We start from the raw sequence: 18,578 nt of genomic DNA, 5'->3' as shown, positions 1-18,578 counted from the left end.
CCACTCGTGGGTTGGGCTTGCCAGATACGCGTTCGCGGTGTTTGTTCTATTCCACGTTGCTGACAGCGCTACAAATTTAGTCATCGTATCCCACGCGCGTGCCAGCGGTTGCGAAGGGGGCGAGAGATGTCTTACGTCTCGCGGAAGAATCATTCGGGGTTCACTCTTGTGGAACTCCTGGTGGTGATCGCCATTATTGGCGTGTTGATTGCTCTGTTGCTGCCTGCCGTGCAGACCGCACGCGAGTCCGCTCGTCGCACGCATTGCTTCAATAATTTGAAGCAGTTAGGCATCGCGACGCATAACTTTCATCAGCAGTACAATCGACTGCCACCCTACTGGTCGGAAAACAACGTCGCGAAGAATCCGGACGGGGGCTGGATTGTCGGTCTGTTGCCATTCATGGAGCAGCAAACGGCTTACGACACTGTATTGGGCTCCAACAACGGGCGAATGACCACGACGCGAACCGTAAACAACCCCGATGAGTCTGCAGGTTATGTTCCTGGCTATTGGACTGGCCGCGGCCCATACGTTCCCAATCCTCCACAGCCGGGTGGTGCTACGAATCACATGGGGCACACGTTCCCGCGCGATCCAGTCAACTCCGGTTCTTACGTGCCGCCCGGAACATATGTTGGAGGTTCTGGCACGGCCCCGACATACGATTACGGCAACACCGGGATTATGTTGATCTCATCGCATTCCTTTTCAGCGCTGCACTGCGTCTCGGATCCGAGTTCGATCCAGTCTAGTAAGCGAATTAACTGGAATCCGCTCAACTCTGGCTACGCCGCAGTGCCTTGGGTTACCACGAATTACCAGGCCAACTATTTGGGCTGGGTGATGGACGCCGGCGAAAGTCGAGTTGGAGTTCAGTGGGATGTTGGCACCGGCAAGCCACCCGTTGCTCCCAAGCTCGATGCGGTGATGGCCTACAAGGACATCACCGATGGCCTTTCGAACACGATTATGTTTGGCGAAGGGATGCGATTTTGCGACGGTACGTACCGATTTGCCTATTGGAGCAAGTACGCGTTTCAGCACTCTCATAATTTTGGGGTGGAGTGGAACGGCAAGGCAAACACCTTCATGTTTCAGTCGATGCCACATCGCACTCGCTGCAACAATTGGCGGTTGCAGGGCCTCCACTTTGGCACGCTATCCACGGTGCTGTTCGACGGCAGCGTGAAATCAATCCAAAAGGAAATCAGCCGTCGCGAAACGAGCGATCCTGACTTCCCGACGGTTGGCGTCGATGCCGCCTTCACCACCAACGACCCGAGTACCGAGTTTGACGGCACCTGGGACCGGCTGATGATGCCCAGCGATGCTCAGCCTCTGGGGTCGTTCTAAGCCAGGCTGGTTAGAGCCAAACTGGCGAAGGATTGTGAGAAGCCGATGGGGAACCCGTCGGTTGTGCGACTGGACTCTGGATGTTTCATGCTTTCGGCATATTGTCAGTGGCTGCTTGTCAGCTTGTTCGTGGCGGGGTTGGTGGCCTCCCTTGGCTGTCGGGGCGACGTTGACCCGGAAGCGGAAACACTTCAACAATTGCAGAAGGGATCAGCCGACCAGCGATGGACCGCAGCACTATCGATCTGTGAAATGCGGCCGGTTCCAGAAAGTCACATCAAGCCCCTGATCACAGCGCTCAATGACGAGGATCTCCGAGTTCGACTCGCTGCAGCGAGGGCACTGGGAGAAACCGGTATCGCCGGGCAAAAGCATGTGAACGAGTTTGTTGACGCCTACACGCATCATCCTGATCCACAAGTAAAGTCTGTCTTGCAGCAAAGTATTGATAAACTAAACGAGTCGCGGTAGGGGTCGTGGGCTCGAAGTTGTTCCGCACGAGCCACGTTGCTGCTATTGCTTAAAAAATCGTCGTGTCCTGCATCTGTGCCAGCGGTTGCGAAGGAGTGACAATATGCCTGCCTCGCGAAAGAATCGATCTGCTTTCACGCTCGTTGAACTTCTCGTCGTTATTGCCATCATCGGTGTGCTCATCGCATTGCTTCTGCCTGCGGTGCAAACCGCCCGCGAGTCGGCGCGGCGCACGCACTGTTTTAACAACCTGAAGCAATTCGCAATCGCCACCCACAACTTTCATCAGCAATACAATCGCCTCCCCCCCTATTGGTCGGAAGGGAATACAGCCAAATTCCCAGATGGTGGCTGGCTCGTTCAATCGCTGCCCTTTTTGGAGCAGCAGCCATTATATGACTCGATCGTCGGCGATAACGGCGGACGACTGGTTTATTCATCCACTTCAACATCGACGTTGGTAACACCCGCGTCCACCAATCCTCCCTACCAGCCTGCACGCACCGTGAACAATGGCGGTCGGTGGGTAACGATCGGCACGACTCCCGGTTCTCCATCCAGTCACATGGGGCACAGTTTTCCCGGATCTGCGACCACTCAGCGCGAATGGCAGGGGCCGCCCAATACAACCATTCCCGCGGTTGGTTCCCCCGCCACCTATTCGACCGTGACCACAACCACGAGAAAGGGCCTGTATACCGTCGCCGATGTCTCTTTCCCCGCGCTGCATTGCTTGTCGGATCCAAGTTCCGTCCAGGCGTCGAAGAAAGTTCCAGGACCGGCAGGCATGACGTGGACCATGACCAACTATCAGGCGAACTTCTTGGGTTGGGTCGCCGATGCCAGTCAGCAGCGGATTGGCGTAGAGTTAGAAGTTGGCAGCGCACTCGCTTTGTCACCCAAAATGGATGCGCTTGTGGGCTACAAGGACATTACAGACGGCCTCTCGAACACCATTATGTTCGGCGAAGGAATGCGCTACTGCGATGGTGCCTACCGTTTGGCCTATTGGGGCAAGTATGCCCGGTTTAACGCCCATAATTTTGGTGTCGAGTGGAATGGAAAGGGCAACACTTTCATGTTTCAGTCGATACCGCATCGCGCTCGCTGCAATAACTGGCGGGTCCAGGGACTTCACTTCGGCACGTTGTCGGTGGCCCTGTTCGATGGCAGTGTGCGATCGATCCAGAGCACGATTAGTCGTCGCGAGACTAGCGATCCTGACTTCCCGCAAATGGGTGTCGACGCCGCCTTTAGCACCAACGATCCCAGCACCGAGTTCGATGGCACTTGGGACCGTCTGATGATGCCCGACGATGCCCAGCCTTTGGGCACGTTTTAAGCTGGTTTCGTTTCCATACCGGCTAAGTTCTGCACTGCGTGACCTGCATTGATTCTGGTGGGCTCATGATTTTTGTCCGCCACCGCATTCTAATTGCGGCTGTGGTCGCAACTGGACTCGCGGGTACCCTGGGTTGCCAGAAGAACGTTGATCCTCAGCAGGAATTGCTCGCTCAATTGCAGCATCCGGAGCCTGGCCGGCGATTGATTGCCGGGACTTCGATTCGCGAAATGAGGCCGGTGCCGGAACCCTTCATTCGGCCGCTGATGGAGGCGCTCAACGATCAAGATGCGAGCTTGCGGTGCCTGGCCGCCGAGTCGTTGGGCGAGGTCGGTCCAATCGGACACAATTACGTGAACGAACTAGTGAAGATCGCCAACAACCACTTCGACCATCAGGTACGCGAAAAATTGCAGCAGTCGATACAGAAAATCAGCGACTCGAAATAGACCGCGCGTCAGCGTTTAGAACGACAGCATCTTGCGATACTGCTCCATGCGCAGATCGAGGTCCGAGCGGTCGATCTGCTTCATTCGCTCCAAGCTGAAGTCTTCAACGTTGAAGCTGGCGACCAGAATGCCGTAGGCCATGGCCTCCTTTAGCACGCGCGGGTCAAAGCTGTTCTTGTGAGCCAGGTACCCCATCATGCCGCCGGCAAAACTGTCGCCAGCGCCGGTCGGGTCGATCACGCGCTCGGTGGGATAGGCTGGCAATGTGTACGTTTCATGCGCCGAGAAAAAGACAGCGCCGTGCTCACCCTTTTTCACCACGACGAACTTCGGCCCCATCCCCAGCACTTTGCGGCCAGCAGTGACGACGTTCTCTTCGCCGGTCAGCAGCCTGGCTTCGCTATCGTTCAGCACCAGGCCGTCGACGCGATTGAGGAGTTCGATCAGCGCCTCATGCTGCACGCGAATCCACAGGTCCATCGTATCGGCCACCACCAGCTTCGGCCCGCGTACCTGCTCGAGCGTGTTCATCTGCGTTACCGGCGAGCCGTTCGCCAGGAAGACATAGTCCGACCGTTTGAAATGGTCGGGTAGCACCGGTTTGAAATCGCCGAACACATTCAGTTCGACTTCGAGCGTTTCGCGGTCGTTCATGTTGGGCAGGTACTTGCCCTTCCAGAAGAACGTCTTGCCACCCGCCACCACGTGCAGTCCGGCCGTATCGATGTTGCGGCCTTGCAGCAGCTGCGTGTGTTCCGCGGGCCAATCTTCACCGACCACTCCCACCAGGCGAACGGGGGCGAAATAGCTGGCTGCGTACGAGAAGAAAACGGCCGAGCCGCCGAGCACGCGATCGCGATAAGCGGTGGGTGTTTGAATGCTATCGAGCGCGACCGAACCAACAACAAGCAGCGGCATCGGAAAACCTGATTCAAGAGGGAAAGCGCGGCGAATTCACAAGCGGGCTATTATCCACTTTCGTGGTAGCTCGGAAAGCCCGCGAAACCGTCCGCACGATCCGTTGGGACCTATAGCGGTGCCGGCAAATCGCGACGATGAAACACCACGCCCGCAGCCAGGTAGCCGAGTGTGCCGATCGTGACCAGCGTGATGTAATAGGTCAGCGGGCCAGTCATTGCAGGGCGGCCATCGATCGAAGGGAGCGAGAGGGCCCAGTTGTACTGCGGCAAGTCGACGGCGATATAAACGAGTCGCTGCGGTTCGTAGGCTCCAAAGATGGTGATCCATTCAAAGAAGCTGGTACTATCGAACGCGCGCCCCAGAACTTTGAAGATCATCTGCAGCACGAACAGGCACGAGACAATGCCAATCGTCCGCCAGCGATAGCGGTCGCAGGCGGAGGCGAGAGTAGTCACGCCCGCCACACAAAAGCCCAGGCAAAACAAATTGAGCGCTCCGGGAGCAAAGTTGCTCGCCGTCACGCGCTCGCGCATCGGAATCTTGATCTTCTCGCGCGGGCCAAACGGAATGGGAATGCGCACGTCGAGTAGCGGAATCGAAATCGACTTCGCCGGAGCCTGCTCGGTTACTTCGGCCGTGTGAATGCCGCTCCATGTTCCCAGCCACGAGAGGATGCAGAGCAGCGCCAGGCAAGACACCGTCACCGCGGCCTGCGAATACAAAACTTGCATTCGGCTGATTGGCTGCGCGAGCAGCATTTCCATCGTGCCGCGGCCCAGTTCACCACTCACGGCGGCGGAACCGCGCGCGATGGCGAAGATTGCAATACAGAAGACAACGACGGGTTCGTCATAGGCAATGGCGACCCGTCCGCTGTAGGAGAGTAATTGACTGAGCGGCACCGGTGAGAACCGGCCCCAGTTTTCCCACAGCTTGTCGATGATCGAGGCGAACGCGCTCGTTTCCAGGCTGGCCACAATGAAGACGCGGACCCAGCAGAACGTAAACAACAGAAGCGCGCAGGCAATGAACAGCAGCTGCACTTCGGCAAGGCACTTGCGGAGCAAGATGCGATTCATCGCAGGGCCTCATATTCCAGCGGCTTGTGCGCGTCGCTTGCCTCGGGCGAAGGAGTAATGGCGGTCGCCGGCTCCGAGCGATGAAAACGTTCGTAGATGGTTCGCAGCCCCACGGGCTCGATGCGAATATCGCGGAGCGGCAGGCTAGCGAGCCAACCGAGCAACGGCTGCAAGTCACCGTCCGATTCAATCGTTGCCAGGTCTCCCTGTTGAGAGACGCGGCAATCGTCGCGCGACAGCTCGTGCGGAACCGGCGGCAGCGGACCATTCAGCCAGGCCAAAATACGGTGCTGCGACCGCAACTCTTGCAGCACTTGCGTATGCACGAGTTGTCCGCTGCGCAAGATCACAACCCGCTGGCAAACTTCTTCTACTTCGGCCAGCACGTGCGACGAGAACATGACCGTCGCGCCGCGGTCGCGGGCTTCGGCCACGAGCGCCAAGACCGAAGAACGGACGGAAGGATCGAGGTTCGCGGTCGGTTCGTCGAGAATATACATGGGCACATCGGCCCCCAGCGTCGCGGCGAGGGCCAGCTTTTGTTTCATGCCGGTCGACATGAAACCAACACTCCGCTTGAGATCGAGTTCCAGACGCTCGGCAATCGTCAGCGAGGCGTCGATGGTGTTGCCACGGATCTCGGCAAAGAACCGCAGCACTTCGCGACCGCGCATCTGCGGGAAGAGAGCCGCTTCGGCGGGCAGATAGGCTACCTGCCGCCGCACCGCCACCGATTGCCGCCGACAGTCGAGTCCCGCAATCGTCGCGTGCCCGGCACTGGGCTGCAGAAACCCAAGCAGCAGCCGCAAGAGAGTCGTTTTGCCGGCTCCATTGGGCCCCAGCAGGCCAAAGACCTCGCCTTTGCCCACGGACAGTGTGCAACCATCGAGGGCTCGCAGCGGACCATAGATCTTGGTCAGCTCGTGGGTCTCGACAAAAGGTTTCACTGCGGGGATCTCGGGCAAAGGGGCGTGCGTCACCAACTGTACCTGGCACCGCGGGGCTCAGTTTCGTCTCTGGGTTTCGCCTGAGTCGCAACTTCAGCCGAGTATCGCGGGCAGCCCCTCATTGTTGGCGGCACCCCGCTCGCTGGCAATTGCCCGTCTTCGGCCAGAACCGCAAAACGGGCACCCAATTAACGATTGGGAGGGGAAGTGCTATCACTGCCTGAATCGACGCGCGCAAGCTCAAGAGATGTCGCCGGCCCCAAACTCGGTGAGAATAGCCGTTACTCCGCCAATTTCCGCGAGTTGTTGCTCGGTTTGCCGACCAGTGGCCTTTAGCAGTCGAATCCGCACAATTCGCGGGCGATCGGCCAAGCGCAGCACGTTTTTGGCTCGTGTTTCCCGCTGTTCGTCCGTTAGCAGTGTGCGGTAGACAGCGATGGCGTGTCGCAAGACTGCTTCGCGATCACGCACTTTCGAATGATGAGAGAGTCCCGAATACTGATGGGCCCACTGCGCCATCGGTTGTTCGTCCCAGTGTGGCAAAGGTGATTGTCCGGCAGATCGATGGATTCTTCTTGGCAGGACTGAATTCGACGGGGATTGGTTCGCATTTTTTCGCCGATGAAATGGAAGTGGCGAAAATGTAAGAACCGCAAATTGTGGAGCAGAGGGTCACACCGCGACCGCTCCACTCAAATTAGGCGAAAAGGGGCCGGGCGAATTGGTCAACGATGGCTGATGTTTTCAGTACGGGAGAAACAGCAGTCATTTCAGCAGTTGGCTAGCGATCGAACTTCACGTATTTCCCACAAAACGCCGGGCGAAATCGACTTTCTAAGGTATAGTTCCCATAACTCATCTGCCGCGATTCCGAATCATTCGGCGTGGCCCATTCGGAACTATCTCTGCTCACCACGAAGGAGTGTGGCCATGTTGCCAACTGCTTTTCGCACCGGTTCTCGTGCCGGGCTTCTTACCGGGCGTCGTTTACGTCTGGAGCAACTCGAGGCTCGCCTCGCGCTGGCGACGTTTTACGTTTCCAATGCCGGCAGCGATACGAACAACGGTTCCGCTGCGACGCCGTGGAGCTCGCTGCAAAAAGCGGCGAATGTAGTGAACGCCGGCGATACCGTAATCGTGCGCGCGGGGAATTACACGGGCTTCGAATTGCGCCGCGATGGCACTGCTTCGGCGCGGATTGTGTTTCAAGCCGAGGCGGGCGTGAACATCACTTCGCGAAACGCCATGACGCCCGACGGCATCAATCTCGAAGGCGCGGACTATGTGACGATCGATGGCTTCACGGTCAACAATATGCCGCGCACCGGCATCCGCTCGGTGACCAATCATCATGTGATCCTGCGGAACAACAAGCTGGACAGCAACGGCCGCTGGGGGATTCTCACCGGCTTCAGCGATGACATTTTGATTGAGAACAACGTCGCCAGCCGTTCGGTCGCCGAGCACGGCATTTATGTCTCGAACAGCGGCGACCGCCCGATCATTCGAAACAACACTATCTGGGGCAATCGCGCGAACGGCATTCACATGAATGGTGATTTGTCGCAAGGTGGCGACGGGATCATCAGCGGTGCAATTGTGGAAGGGAACACCATTTATGGCAACGGCGGTGGTGGTGGCTCGGGCATCAATGGCGACGGCGTGCAGAGTTCCACATTCCGCAACAATCTGATTTACGATTCCAAGGCCAGCGGTATTTCGCTCTATCGGATTGATGGCGGCGCGGGGTCGTCGAACAACACGATCGTCAACAACACGGTCATCGTGAGTGCCACCGGGCGCTGGGCGCTGAATATTCAAGACGGCAGTACGGGCAATACGGTCCGGAACAACGTGTTCTACAACTACCACTCCTATCGCGGCTCAATCGATATCAGCGCGAACAGCATGGCGGGATTCACGAGCGATTACAACGTGATCATGAATCGCTTCACGACGAACGGTGGCGATTCCATTCAAACGCTCGCGCAGTGGCGGGCTTCGTCGGGCCAAGATCAGCACTCGATCGTCGCCACGCCGACTCAGGTGTTTGTAAATCCGGCTGCGTTCGACTTTCATCTCCTCGCCGGCGGTCCAGCCATCAATGCGGGAACCTCGCAGTTTGCTCCAGCGGTCGATTTGGCCGGTAACGCGCGGCCGCAAGGTGGGGCGTGGGATATCGGCGCGTATGAGTACACGGGAACAACAAATCCGCCACCGCCCCCTCCACCGCCAATCAACAGCGCACCGACGGACATCGCGCTGAGTGCCGCGAGTGTGAAAGAGAACGTGGCGAGTGGCACGGTCGTGGGCCTGCTGACAGCGACCGATCCGAACGCGGGGCAGACGCATACCTTCACGCTGGTGCAGAATGCGGGCGGGCAGTTCGCCATCAGTGGGAACAAGCTGGTCGTGTCCGGCGCAATTGATTTTGAAGCCGCGAGTAGTCGGCAGGTTGTGATTCGCGCGACCGATAGCGGCGGCCTGTCGTACGACGAGACGTTCACCATCACGGTCCAGAATGTGAATGAAGTCGTCGGCATCGACGTGCAACAAGGGGCCCAGCAGCGGTCGTATGTCCGTTATGTCGATGTCGTCTTCGAAAGCGCCGATGGTCTGGCGGATATCGTGAGCCAAGGTCGGTTGTCGCTGACTCGCTTTAGCACTACCGGCACCGCGGGTGTGAACGTCAGCCTCGCGAACAAGGCGAGAGTAGTCGGCAATCGAGTGGTGCTCGACTTCGGCGCGCAAGGGATCGGCGGCAATCGGAACTCGGCGGTCGGTGACGGCTATTACCGCGTGCGCGTCGATACCGATGGCGACCGGGTGCAGGAAACCGCCCAGCAGTTCTATCGCCTGTTCGGCGATACCGACGGCAACCGCACGGTGAACAACACCGACGTCAATAACGTGAATGCCAACTTCGGCCGCACCGGCGTGAATAATAATGCCGACATCAACGGCGACGGCGTCGTCAACACGCTTGACCGCACCTACGTCCGCAGCCGCGTGGGCCGCAGCATCAGCGCGAGTCTGCCGCTGAATGATTGAGCACCAATTTCGCAAACCGCAAAAAGGGGGTGTCCAACAATCGGGTCAATTATTGGACAGCAGGTGACGTAACTCTCGGGTTTGGCTGGGGGTGAGTGTCCAACAATGGGGGTGTATGTTGGACGTTTAGGTGCGAATTGGGGTGCGGATTCCGGACCCAGGCACCGTCATCACAGGATCGCCGACTAGCCAGCACTTCGCCTTGACCGTTTCGGCAGCGCTGGTAAGATGAGCGATTCGTTTCGGTCCATCCCCGGATTTGCGGGGTGAGAGGGCGTTATAACTGGCGCTTTCTGGCTGAATGTGGGTCGTGTGACCCGTGCGGCCGATCAGTAGTTTTTCCCCGCTGTTTGTTTCCTGGCCTGTCGGGTTCAGTGAAACAGGGCGAAGGTACCGTTTCGGCGGTTCCTGTGGCACTTGTGCCATGTCCCGATAACAGCCAACTAGGAGCTTGGTTCGTGAGCGATACCCTCGTCCAGGAATTGATTGAAGCAGGCGTGCATTTTGGTCACCGGGCTAGCCGGTGGAATCCCAAGATGGCACCTTACATCTATGCCCGTAAAAACGGCATTCACATTATCGACATCCGCGAAACCGTTCGCGGTCTGTTGCGAGCCAAGAAGTATTTGGCTCAGGTTGCCTCGCAAGGGAGCTTGATTCTGTTCGTCGGCACCAAGCGTCAAGCTGGTCCGGCTGTTGAGCGTGAGTCGCTTCGCTGCCATATGCCGTTCGTCAGCGAACGCTGGCTCGGTGGCTGCTTGACCAACTTCCGCACCGTTCGCAGCCGGTTGACCCGCCTGGAACAAGTCGAGAAGATTCGCGCTGGCGAAGAACTGCAGACGTACAGCAAGAAGATGCAATCGTCGCTGTCACGCGAATATCGCAAGATGTACCGCAACTTGAACGGTATCCGCACGCTCAACCGTATGCCGGAATGCCTCGTGGTCGTCGACCCGAACAAGGAAAAGAACTGCATCAAGGAAGCTCGCTCGCTGGGCATCACCACCGTCGCGCTGATCGATACCGATTGCGATCCGGACGTGGTCGATCTGCCAATTCCAGGCAACGACGACGGTATCCGCAGCGTCGAACTGATCATGCGTCACCTGGCCGAAGCGATCCTCATCGGTTCGCAAGCTGCTGCCGCTGCCAAGGGCAAGGATAAAGATGCCAAGCCTGAGCCAGTGAACGCAGCCGCTGCTGCCGCTGCCGCGAAGGATGGCAACGCTTAGTAGCTGCTTAGCAACGTCTTCGTAGCGTGGGTTTTAGCCCACGTTATGTGAGGAGATGTGGACTGCGGTCTAAACTACCAAACTACATGTGGGCTAACGCCCACACTACGACGTTCGCGGCAGCTTGAACCTGGTTGCCGCGGTATTTCGGGGTGAGGGGCAGTAGCTGTTGGGACTCGGCTCTCATGAACCCCCGACGAACCATTCATGTCTTTGCTAGGTGGCTGACTTAGTACCTACTTCAGCCCCTCACCCTAACCCTCTCCCCTGAGTACAGAGGAGAGGGGATAAAGACAGTAGCTCATTCCCAACTCAACACCGACATTTCAAAAGTAATACTCAGGAGAAACGACCATGGCAGAAATCACCGCCACCCTGGTCCGCGAATTGCGCGATGAGACCGGCCTCCCCATGATGGACTGCAAGAAGGCATTGACCGAAGCCGGCGGCGACAAGGAAAAGGCGAAGGAAACGCTGCGTAAGAACGGTGTGGCCCTGCAAGGCAAGCGCGGCGATCGCGAAACGGCCTTCGGCCGCTTTGGCATCTATCATGGTGTCGACAAGTCGTCGGGTGCCGTCGTCGAACTGAAGTGCGAAAGCGCTCCAGTCGCCAACAGCGCCGAGTTCATCCAGTTGGCCAATGACTTGGCTCAAGCGCTCGCCACCGGACCCGGCGCGAAGACCGCTGACGAACTGCTCGATCAGCCTTCGCCCAGCAAGCCCGGCAAGACGCTGCGGGACGTGAAGGACGACATGTTCAACCGGATTCGTGAAGTGTTCAACGTCGGCCGCCTCATGCGGTTCGATGGTGGCACTGGCGCCTACAGCCACAACAGCGGCACCGTCTCCGGTGTGTTGTTGCTGGTGGAAGGTGGCACGAACGAAGCTGCCAAGGACGTGGCGATGCACGTGGCCGCCATGCGTCCGCTGGCGCTGAACAAGGAAGAAATCGACCCCGCGCTGGTCGACAAGGAACGCGAAATCCTGAAGGAAGCCGCACTGAAGGAAGGCAAGCCCGCCAATATCGTCGACAAGATGGTCGAAGGCCGGTTGCGTAACTTCTACGCCGAGAAGGCCCTGCTCGAGCAGCCCTTCGTCAAGGAACCGAGCCTGACCGTCAGCAAGTTCGCCGAAGCAGCTGGCATGAAGATCAAGAAGTTCCTGCACTGGGAACTGGGCCGCGAGTAATTTCGCCAGTCGATTGCTTAAGCAAGAGGTAGTACAGGGCACGTGATGAGCGTGCCCTGTTTTCGTTTTTGGTTCATTCGGGAGATTTAGTATTCGGCTCGCAGTGAGAAGTTCAGGCCCATCAACCAGTAGTCGTCCTGGATGAAGCCGGGGAACAGAGGACGAGCGGGGCCGATGAGTGGGCCAGTCAACTGCGACAGGTTTACCTGGCGATCGATTTCGGGTCCGGTCGTGATAACCGACGAGATCCAAATGGCACTGTAACCAACCCCGACGCTCACGTTCGAGTTGAAGTGATAGTTGAGGTTGACGTTTAGTTCGGGTACGGCCAGCGTTTGACTGTTGTTGTAAGTGCCGATGTTGGTTTGTTGAGCCAGCAGGCCCCCGGGCAGGTTTACCGGTGCACCCATGAATGGCGTCACTACGGTGCTACCGTCGATGCGAACGCGTTGTCGAGCAGAACCAAGTGAGACCTTCGTCATCCAGTCGGCCGACCAGCGACCGCGAGCACGGGTCCCTTGCAGACCGAGCATACCGCCGTGGAAGATGTTCGACGTGCTGAAGTTATCGACGATGTCGAAGGTGGTGCCATCGACGAGTGGTTCGCGGGCGGTGTGAAAGCTGCGGATTCGCAAGGCGTCGGCCAAGCGGAAGTAAGAGTAACCGCCGATCAAGTCGACGCGGTTAATCTGGTCGCGCTCCATCATGATGCGGGTGTAGACGTCGGTGGCGACAAACGAAGTCTTGTAGTTGGCTTGAATGTTCCCTTCGACGATCGGGCCATCAATGGGATCGACGTAAGCAATCAGCACGGCGTCTTCTTGCAGCAGCAGGGCGTTGTAGAACGGCCGAGCCAGAACCGGGTCGCCGGTCGAGGCAGCATCGAACGTGGCGTTGTCGCCTTCAAGACCATAGACACGCACACCCAAGCCCACGTCGTGAGCCGGGTCGAGCCAGATGCCGAGGCTGGCGCGGCCGCCATATTGAATCTCGTCGCCGGCCAGTTCATCGCCGAACAGGATGCGGGTCGTAGGAAAGCCCAGGACGCCGGCTTCTTCGCGAGCCACGTTTGGATCGGTGCTGGTGGTAACGAGGGGCGGCAAGTGCGAACCCTTGCCCCACCACATCAGATATTCAACTTGAGCCCACATATTGAGTGGGCGGCAACACTGGTTGCACATGCCACATGAATTGTCGCCACACCAAGTGTCTTCAGCGGGACACGGGTTGTAACTGCCGTCGGCATCGTTCAGCCAGGTAGCTTGGCGCACGACATCCAAGGTGTCGGCCAGCGCCTGGCGAACTTCTTGAGCCGAGACGTGAGTCGCGGCGAGCAAGATCAGAACCCCAAGGGCCCCGACGAGGCGAAGGTTCGTCTTCATAGACAGTCTCGTTCCTGGGAATTGCAGCTAATCGCTACCATCGAATCGACCCCTACAGCCGGACAATCCAGACAAGTTTGACTGCGCGTCAAACTCGACGCAGATTGCCCTGTCGATTCAGCGAGTCTCGGGATGTCAACTCATGCCAATACGGCAGCGCACAATACGCTCCCGAGAGATTTTCGGTCTGGCAAGTTGTATCGATTGAGCAAAAAGTGCCGGAAATGCGAGATGTGCGTTTGCTAGCGGCGGAATTCATTTCTGGCACTAAATCTCGAACCCGGGCCGACTTAGCTGCGTAAAACAAGCGAGTAAACCACTTGTGGGGGAACATTTTTGTTGACTGGAAGGCAGTTGGCGCGGGGCGTGCTTAGTGCTAGGCCCGCCTAAATGTCCGCCACTTTGGATGCTGTCAGTCGTGGAGTAATGAAGGTAACGATTGCCTTTCATGAATCCGCAGCGAAAAATTCCGAATGCGCTGGCGCGATTTGCGGCCTGGGCGTGAGTTTGGGCCTAGAGTTGCCAACTCCTTGATTCGGATAGCTCCGGGCTCGTAGCCTCACCACCGCCTAATCACTCTGCGACAGCCAATGAGTTCCACTACATCCGTCAACGGCATCCCCCAGGGCTGGCAGGCCAAGATGCTGTCGTGGCTGGGTGGGCCCATTCAGCGACGGCTGGCACAGTGGGGGTCGCAGCTGCAGCAGATTAATGCCTTCGAGCCGATGCTAGCGGCCGAAGAGCCGCGCGACCTGCGCAAGCGAAGTCTCGCGCTCCGTTATCGCGCCAAAGCAGGTGAACCGTTAGCGAGCCTGGTTCCCGAGGGCTATGCCCTGGTGCGGGAAGCGGCCAAGCGAGCCATTCAACAGCGGCACTACGACGTGCAAATGATCGGCGGCATGGCCCTCTTTTATGGCTGCATTGCCGAAATGGAAACGGGCGAAGGGAAAACGCTGACAGCGACCCTGCCCACTTACTTACACGCCCTGATTGGTAAGGGCTCGCATGTTGCCACGGTCAACGACTATCTGGCCGAGCGCGATGCCGCCATGATGCGTCCGGTCTATGAGGTGCTGGGAATGTCGACCGGCATCGTCCTCACGCCCGATACGCAAGACACGCGGCGAAAAGCCTATGCCTGCGACATCACGTACGGCACTGCAAAAGAATTCGGCTTCGACTTTCTCCGCGACCGCCTGCTGCTGCGGCGAATGGGCATGGCCCAGTCGAACTTGCTCAATCAGCTCACGTCAGCCCGCATGGAAATGGGTGGCGAAATGCCCGTTCAGCGGGAGCATCACTTCTGCCTGGTCGACGAGGCCGACAGTATCTTGATCGACGAAGCCAGAACGCCGCTCATCATTGGTTCGCTCGGCGAAAAAGCCATCGAACGGATCGTCACGCTCTATCGCTGGGCTGCGGAAGTGGTGCCGCAGTTCCTTGAGGAAGAGCACTACGAATATGAACACGACGAGAAAAAGATCGAACTTTCGACCGAAGGTCGCCAATTGGTTCGGTCGATGCCCAAGCCCGAGATTCTCCGCGGCGTGGGGCTGATCGACCTGTATCAATACGTCGAACGCGCCATCAAGTGCAAGCGAGACTTTCTGCTCGATCGCCACTACGTGGTGAAAGAAGGCGAAATCGTCATCGTCGATGAAAACACGGGTCGTTTGGCTGAAGGACGCAAATGGCGGGACGGTATTCATCAGGCGATTGAAGCCCAGGAACGGATCGACGTCAGCGTGCCGACGGGTCAGGCCGCCCGCATCACGATTCAAGATCTGTTTCTGCGCTACAAGCACCTGGCCGGCATGACCGGCACTGCTTCATCTGCAGCGCGCGAGTTCAAGAAGGTCTACAAGATGCGGGTCATTCCCGTGCCGACCAATCGTCCAGTACAGCGAAAACGCTTGCCCGACCGCGTATATGGAACGGCCGATCAAAAATGGCGGGCCATTGTCGAAGATGTACGTGAAGCACACATCAAACGCCGGCCGGTGCTGATTGGTACGCGGTCGATCGATAAGTCGGTCATTCTCTCGAAGCTGCTGACGGAAAAAGGAATTCCTCACCAGGTGCTCAACGCGCACGAAGTGGCAACCGAAGCCGAGATCGTCGCACGGGCCGGTGAAGAGGGAAAAGTAACGGTTGCCACGAACATGGCCGGCCGCGGTACCGACATCAAACTGCAGCAGCCGGTGAAAGACCTCGGCGGCCTGCATGTCATTTGCACCGAATTGCACGACTCGGCCCGGATCGACCGCCAGCTGATGGGGCGCTGTGGTCGGCAAGGCGATCCCGGCACGGTGCAGCAATATATGTCTCTCGACGACGACGTACTGCGTACCGGCTTCGGCCCGCAGACCGCCGAGAAAATGACCAAAGTGGGCGAGCAAGATTCCGCCAATCCGCAGAAGTATCTGAGCCTGTTGCAACGCGCTCAGCGAAAAGTCGAACGGCGTCACTTGCGCGATCGGTTCGTCCTGCTGTTCCACGAGAAGGAACGGAAAAAGATGCAGCAGGAAATGGGGCAGGACCCTTACTTGGATACGCCCGACTAGTTCCCTCGATCCGCTCCGTTGCCGCGACGCAACGCCGCGGTGCCCACAGACATCAGGCTGCGACGGTGGCAACATCGCTGCAGCAATTACGTCAGTTACCGTTCGCGCAACTGCTCATCACCTGCCGCGGATTGGTAACTGTCGTAAGGAATTTACGATCCGGTTGATAGACTACAGGCCTGCCGCCTCGTTCGGGGCACAGGTTTTGCAAATACGCATCCGCCCCCTGTTTGAGCTGTCAGAAAAGTCTCTCCGCGGGAGTTTTCGGCCGTTTAGGCAAATGGGGTGGTGAATGTTAACTAATCGTTACAAGTGGCATGGACGTTAAGGTCAGCGAACATTTGGTTTCGGTTTGCGGACAACGACGTCAAGAACATTGAGCCTGCGGTTGCCCCCACTTACATTGAATTGAACAACGAGCAAGGTAATTGAAGCGGTCGTCGCCCCCACGATGGCTCGTTTCACCCCCAAGCTCAGCCCGCGAGCAGATCAAAGTCTGTTCGGGTCAGCTTCGCCGTCCTCCGTCAGAAACGATGATCTTATGTCGCAACTGAACTCCGACACGATCGAGAAAACCAAGCAGCAGATCCGTGGGCTGGTTGGTGAAATTCAACAGCTGTCGAAGAGCGATCTTTCGCCGGATGAGTTTTACGCAGCGTTCTTGCAGCGCGTGATTGGTGCCCTCGCGGCCGTTGGTGGCGCGGTGTGGGTGCTGGGCGAGGGAAAGAAGCCCACGCTCGCCTATCAGGTGAACATCAGTCCGACGTTGATGGACGCCGAGAGCGAAGACGCAACCAAGCACTCAAAGTTGCTCGAGTACATCGTCAACACGAATCAACCCCAACTCATTCCGCCCCTCTCGAGCGCCGGCGACGAGCGACTCGGCGGCAATCCCACGCGGCAGTTGATGGTCGTTTCGCCGCTGGGTCATGATGGGTCCGTCGAAGGGCTCATCGAGATTTTTCAGCGGCCCGATACGCAGCCGAACACACAGCGCGGTTATTTGAACTTCCTCAAGCAGATGTGCGACATCTCGGCGGAGTGGTTCAAAAACCGCAAGCTGGGACAACTCACCGACAAGCACTCGCTTTGGAGCGAAGCTGATCAATTCTCCCGCAGCGTCCACGAGAGCCTCGATCTGCGCGACACGTGTTACACGATAGTGAACGAAGGTCGCCGCTTGCTGGGTGTCGATCGTGTGAGCGTTGCCATCAAGAAGGGTGGCAAGTGCTTTGTCGAAGCGGTCAGCGGACAAGACACCGTCGACTCGCGCTCGAACGTGATGACGATGCTCGGCACGCTCGCCACACGCGTGGCCGCTTCGGGCGAACCGCTGTGGTACATGGGTTCGACCGAGGACATGCCGCCGCAGATCGAAGAAGCTCTCGAAGAATACGTCGATCATTCGTACACCAAGTCACTCACCGTGCTGCCGCTGCGGAAGCCTCGCTCGGTCGAAACGGGGGTCGCGAATGCCACCGGTGAATCGTCACAAGCCTTGGGCGCAATCATCGGCGTGCTGATTGTCGAACAGATCGAAAGCGAAATTCCGCGCCAGGTGCTCGATCCTCGGTTGGATCTGGTCTTCGAACATAGCGCCCGCGCTCTTTCGAATTCGATCGAGCACAACACGCTCTTTTTGATGCCGGTTTGGAAAGCCATTGGCCATTCGCAGGCAATGGTCCATGCTCGCAACCTGCCCAAGACGCTCACGATTGGTGGCGCAGTCCTGGCGGTGCTGCTGGCCCTGTTCATCATTCCGTGGGATTTCAACATGACTGCGACTGGCTCATTGCAGCCGGTGGTCAGTAATCACGTCTTTGTGCCCGAGCGGACGGTTGTGCAGGAAGTACTCGTCGATAACAACTCGCTGGTCGAGGCTGGTCAAACGCTGGTTGTTCTCCGCAGCGACGAATTGCAGCAGGAGATGAAACGAGTCGACGGCGAACTGCGGGCCAAGAACGAACAACTGAACGCCATTCGTCAACGATTGACCAACACCAGCAACCCCACCACGCCGCAAGAACGGGCCCGCGATCAGGCGGACCAATCTTCGGTGGAAGTCGAAATCCGCAGCTTGAAGGCGCAGTACGATTTGCTCCTCGGTCGCGAGGAGAAACTCACCGTTCGCAGTCCAATCAAAGGTCGCGTCATCACCTGGGATGCCAAACGCCAGCTGATGAATCGCCCGGTGGAAACCGGCCAGGTCCTGCTGACGGTGGCTGCCGAGAACACCGACTGGGAACTCGAGCTCTACATGCCAGAACGCCGCGTGAGTCACCTGGTGAAGCACCGCGCAAAGAATCCAGGCCAGCCCGTTAAGGTCGACTACATCTTGATGACTGAGCCCGGCACCAGCCACTACGGCACCGTGCAGGACGTGCACTGGATGGCCGAACCACACGAACAGCAGGGGCACATGGTCCGCGTGCGAGTGAAGACCGATCCGAAAGACCTGCGCATCGAAACGGCCCGTCCGGGTGCGAGTGTCACGGCTCACGTCGATTGTGGCGATACCGTGCTCGGTTGGGCGCTCTTCCACGAAGCTTGGGAATACGTCGAAGCAAACCTCCTCTTCTGGTAATTCGCGACCGGC

The 18,578-nt window shown here is 58.0% G+C and carries 14 protein-coding genes; 9 read left to right on the top strand and 5 right to left on the bottom strand.

The window, feature by feature from the left end; genetic code table 11:
* Positions 1 to 126 precede the first annotated feature (126 nt).
* The 4 genes from ETAA8_RS05755 (at position 127) to ETAA8_RS05740 (ending at position 3,618) form a co-directional block, all read left to right on the top strand.
* Positions 127 to 1,356: a DUF1559 family PulG-like putative transporter gene (locus ETAA8_RS05755; RefSeq protein ID WP_145086180.1), complete on the top strand. Its 1,230-nt coding sequence runs from the start codon at positions 127 to 129 to the stop codon at positions 1,354 to 1,356.
* An 87-nt stretch (positions 1,357 to 1,443) separates the two neighbouring features.
* Positions 1,444 to 1,827, top strand: a complete 384-nt coding sequence (locus tag ETAA8_RS05750; protein ID WP_202921585.1) for a HEAT repeat domain-containing protein — start codon at positions 1,444 to 1,446, stop codon at positions 1,825 to 1,827.
* A gap of 103 nt (positions 1,828 to 1,930) precedes the next feature.
* A complete protein-coding gene (locus tag ETAA8_RS05745) occupies positions 1,931 to 3,169 on the top strand; it encodes a DUF1559 family PulG-like putative transporter (protein WP_145086174.1) in 1,239 nt (412 codons plus the stop codon).
* Positions 3,170 to 3,234: 65 nt separating this feature from the next.
* Positions 3,235 to 3,618 carry a HEAT repeat domain-containing protein gene (locus ETAA8_RS05740; protein WP_145086171.1) on the top strand — a complete coding sequence of 128 codons (384 nt, stop codon included), beginning with the start codon at positions 3,235 to 3,237 and terminating at the stop codon, positions 3,616 to 3,618.
* Positions 3,619 to 3,633: 15 nt separating this feature from the next.
* On the opposite strand, the gene ETAA8_RS05735 is transcribed toward ETAA8_RS05740, so the two are convergent.
* The 4 genes from ETAA8_RS05735 to ETAA8_RS05720 all read right to left on the bottom strand — a co-directional run bounded on the left by ETAA8_RS05735 (position 3,634) and on the right by ETAA8_RS05720 (position 7,084).
* The gene (locus tag ETAA8_RS05735; RefSeq protein WP_145086168.1) at positions 3,634 to 4,536 is read right to left on the bottom strand and encodes a PfkB family carbohydrate kinase; all 903 of its coding nucleotides are present in this window, start codon (positions 4,534 to 4,536) and stop codon (positions 3,634 to 3,636) included.
* A gap of 110 nt (positions 4,537 to 4,646) precedes the next feature.
* A complete protein-coding gene (locus ETAA8_RS05730; RefSeq protein WP_145086165.1) occupies positions 4,647 to 5,618 on the bottom strand; it encodes an ABC transporter permease subunit in 972 nt (323 codons plus the stop codon).
* Positions 5,615 to 6,598 (bottom strand): ABC transporter ATP-binding protein, encoded by a 984-nt coding sequence (locus ETAA8_RS05725; protein WP_238397684.1) that lies wholly within the window; start codon positions 6,596 to 6,598, stop codon positions 5,615 to 5,617. The genes ETAA8_RS05730 and ETAA8_RS05725 overlap by 4 nt, the downstream gene beginning before the upstream one ends.
* A 207-nt stretch (positions 6,599 to 6,805) precedes the next feature.
* The gene (locus ETAA8_RS05720; RefSeq protein WP_145086162.1) at positions 6,806 to 7,084 is read right to left on the bottom strand and encodes a hypothetical protein; all 279 of its coding nucleotides are present in this window, start codon (positions 7,082 to 7,084) and stop codon (positions 6,806 to 6,808) included.
* 411 nt (positions 7,085 to 7,495) lie between these two features.
* Here ETAA8_RS05720 and ETAA8_RS05715 point away from each other — a divergent pair, with 411 nt between their 5' ends.
* The 3 genes from ETAA8_RS05715 to tsf all read left to right on the top strand — a co-directional run bounded on the left by ETAA8_RS05715 (position 7,496) and on the right by tsf (position 12,036).
* Positions 7,496 to 9,616 (top strand): right-handed parallel beta-helix repeat-containing protein, encoded by a 2,121-nt coding sequence (locus ETAA8_RS05715; RefSeq protein WP_202921584.1) that lies wholly within the window; start codon positions 7,496 to 7,498, stop codon positions 9,614 to 9,616.
* A gap of 458 nt (positions 9,617 to 10,074) precedes the next feature.
* A complete protein-coding gene (gene rpsB / locus ETAA8_RS05710) occupies positions 10,075 to 10,848 on the top strand; it encodes a 30S ribosomal protein S2 (protein ID WP_145086156.1) in 774 nt (257 codons plus the stop codon).
* Positions 10,849 to 11,202: 354 nt separating this feature from the next.
* The gene (gene tsf, locus ETAA8_RS05705; RefSeq protein ID WP_145086154.1) at positions 11,203 to 12,036 is read left to right on the top strand and encodes a translation elongation factor Ts; all 834 of its coding nucleotides are present in this window, start codon (positions 11,203 to 11,205) and stop codon (positions 12,034 to 12,036) included.
* Between the two features lie 86 nt (positions 12,037 to 12,122).
* Here tsf and ETAA8_RS05700 read toward each other — a convergent pair whose 3' ends face one another.
* Positions 12,123 to 13,418, bottom strand: a complete 1,296-nt coding sequence (locus ETAA8_RS05700; protein WP_145086151.1) for a BBP7 family outer membrane beta-barrel protein — start codon at positions 13,416 to 13,418, stop codon at positions 12,123 to 12,125.
* Between the two features lie 590 nt (positions 13,419 to 14,008).
* On the opposite strand from ETAA8_RS05700, the gene ETAA8_RS05695 reads away from it, so the two are divergent.
* Positions 14,009 to 15,982, top strand: coding sequence for a preprotein translocase subunit SecA (locus tag ETAA8_RS05695; protein ID WP_145086148.1), 1,974 nt, complete (start codon positions 14,009 to 14,011; stop codon positions 15,980 to 15,982).
* A 541-nt stretch (positions 15,983 to 16,523) separates the two neighbouring features.
* On the top strand, positions 16,524 to 18,566 hold the full coding sequence (locus ETAA8_RS05690) for a GAF domain-containing protein (RefSeq protein WP_202921583.1): 2,043 nt from the start codon (positions 16,524 to 16,526) through the stop codon (positions 18,564 to 18,566).
* Positions 18,567 to 18,578: the final 12 nt, after the last annotated feature.

It is taken from the genome of Anatilimnocola aggregata, from assembly GCF_007747655.1.
Lineage (GTDB): Bacteria > Planctomycetota > Planctomycetia > Pirellulales > Pirellulaceae > Anatilimnocola > Anatilimnocola aggregata.
This window is presented reverse-complemented; position numbering and strand designations above follow the sequence as displayed.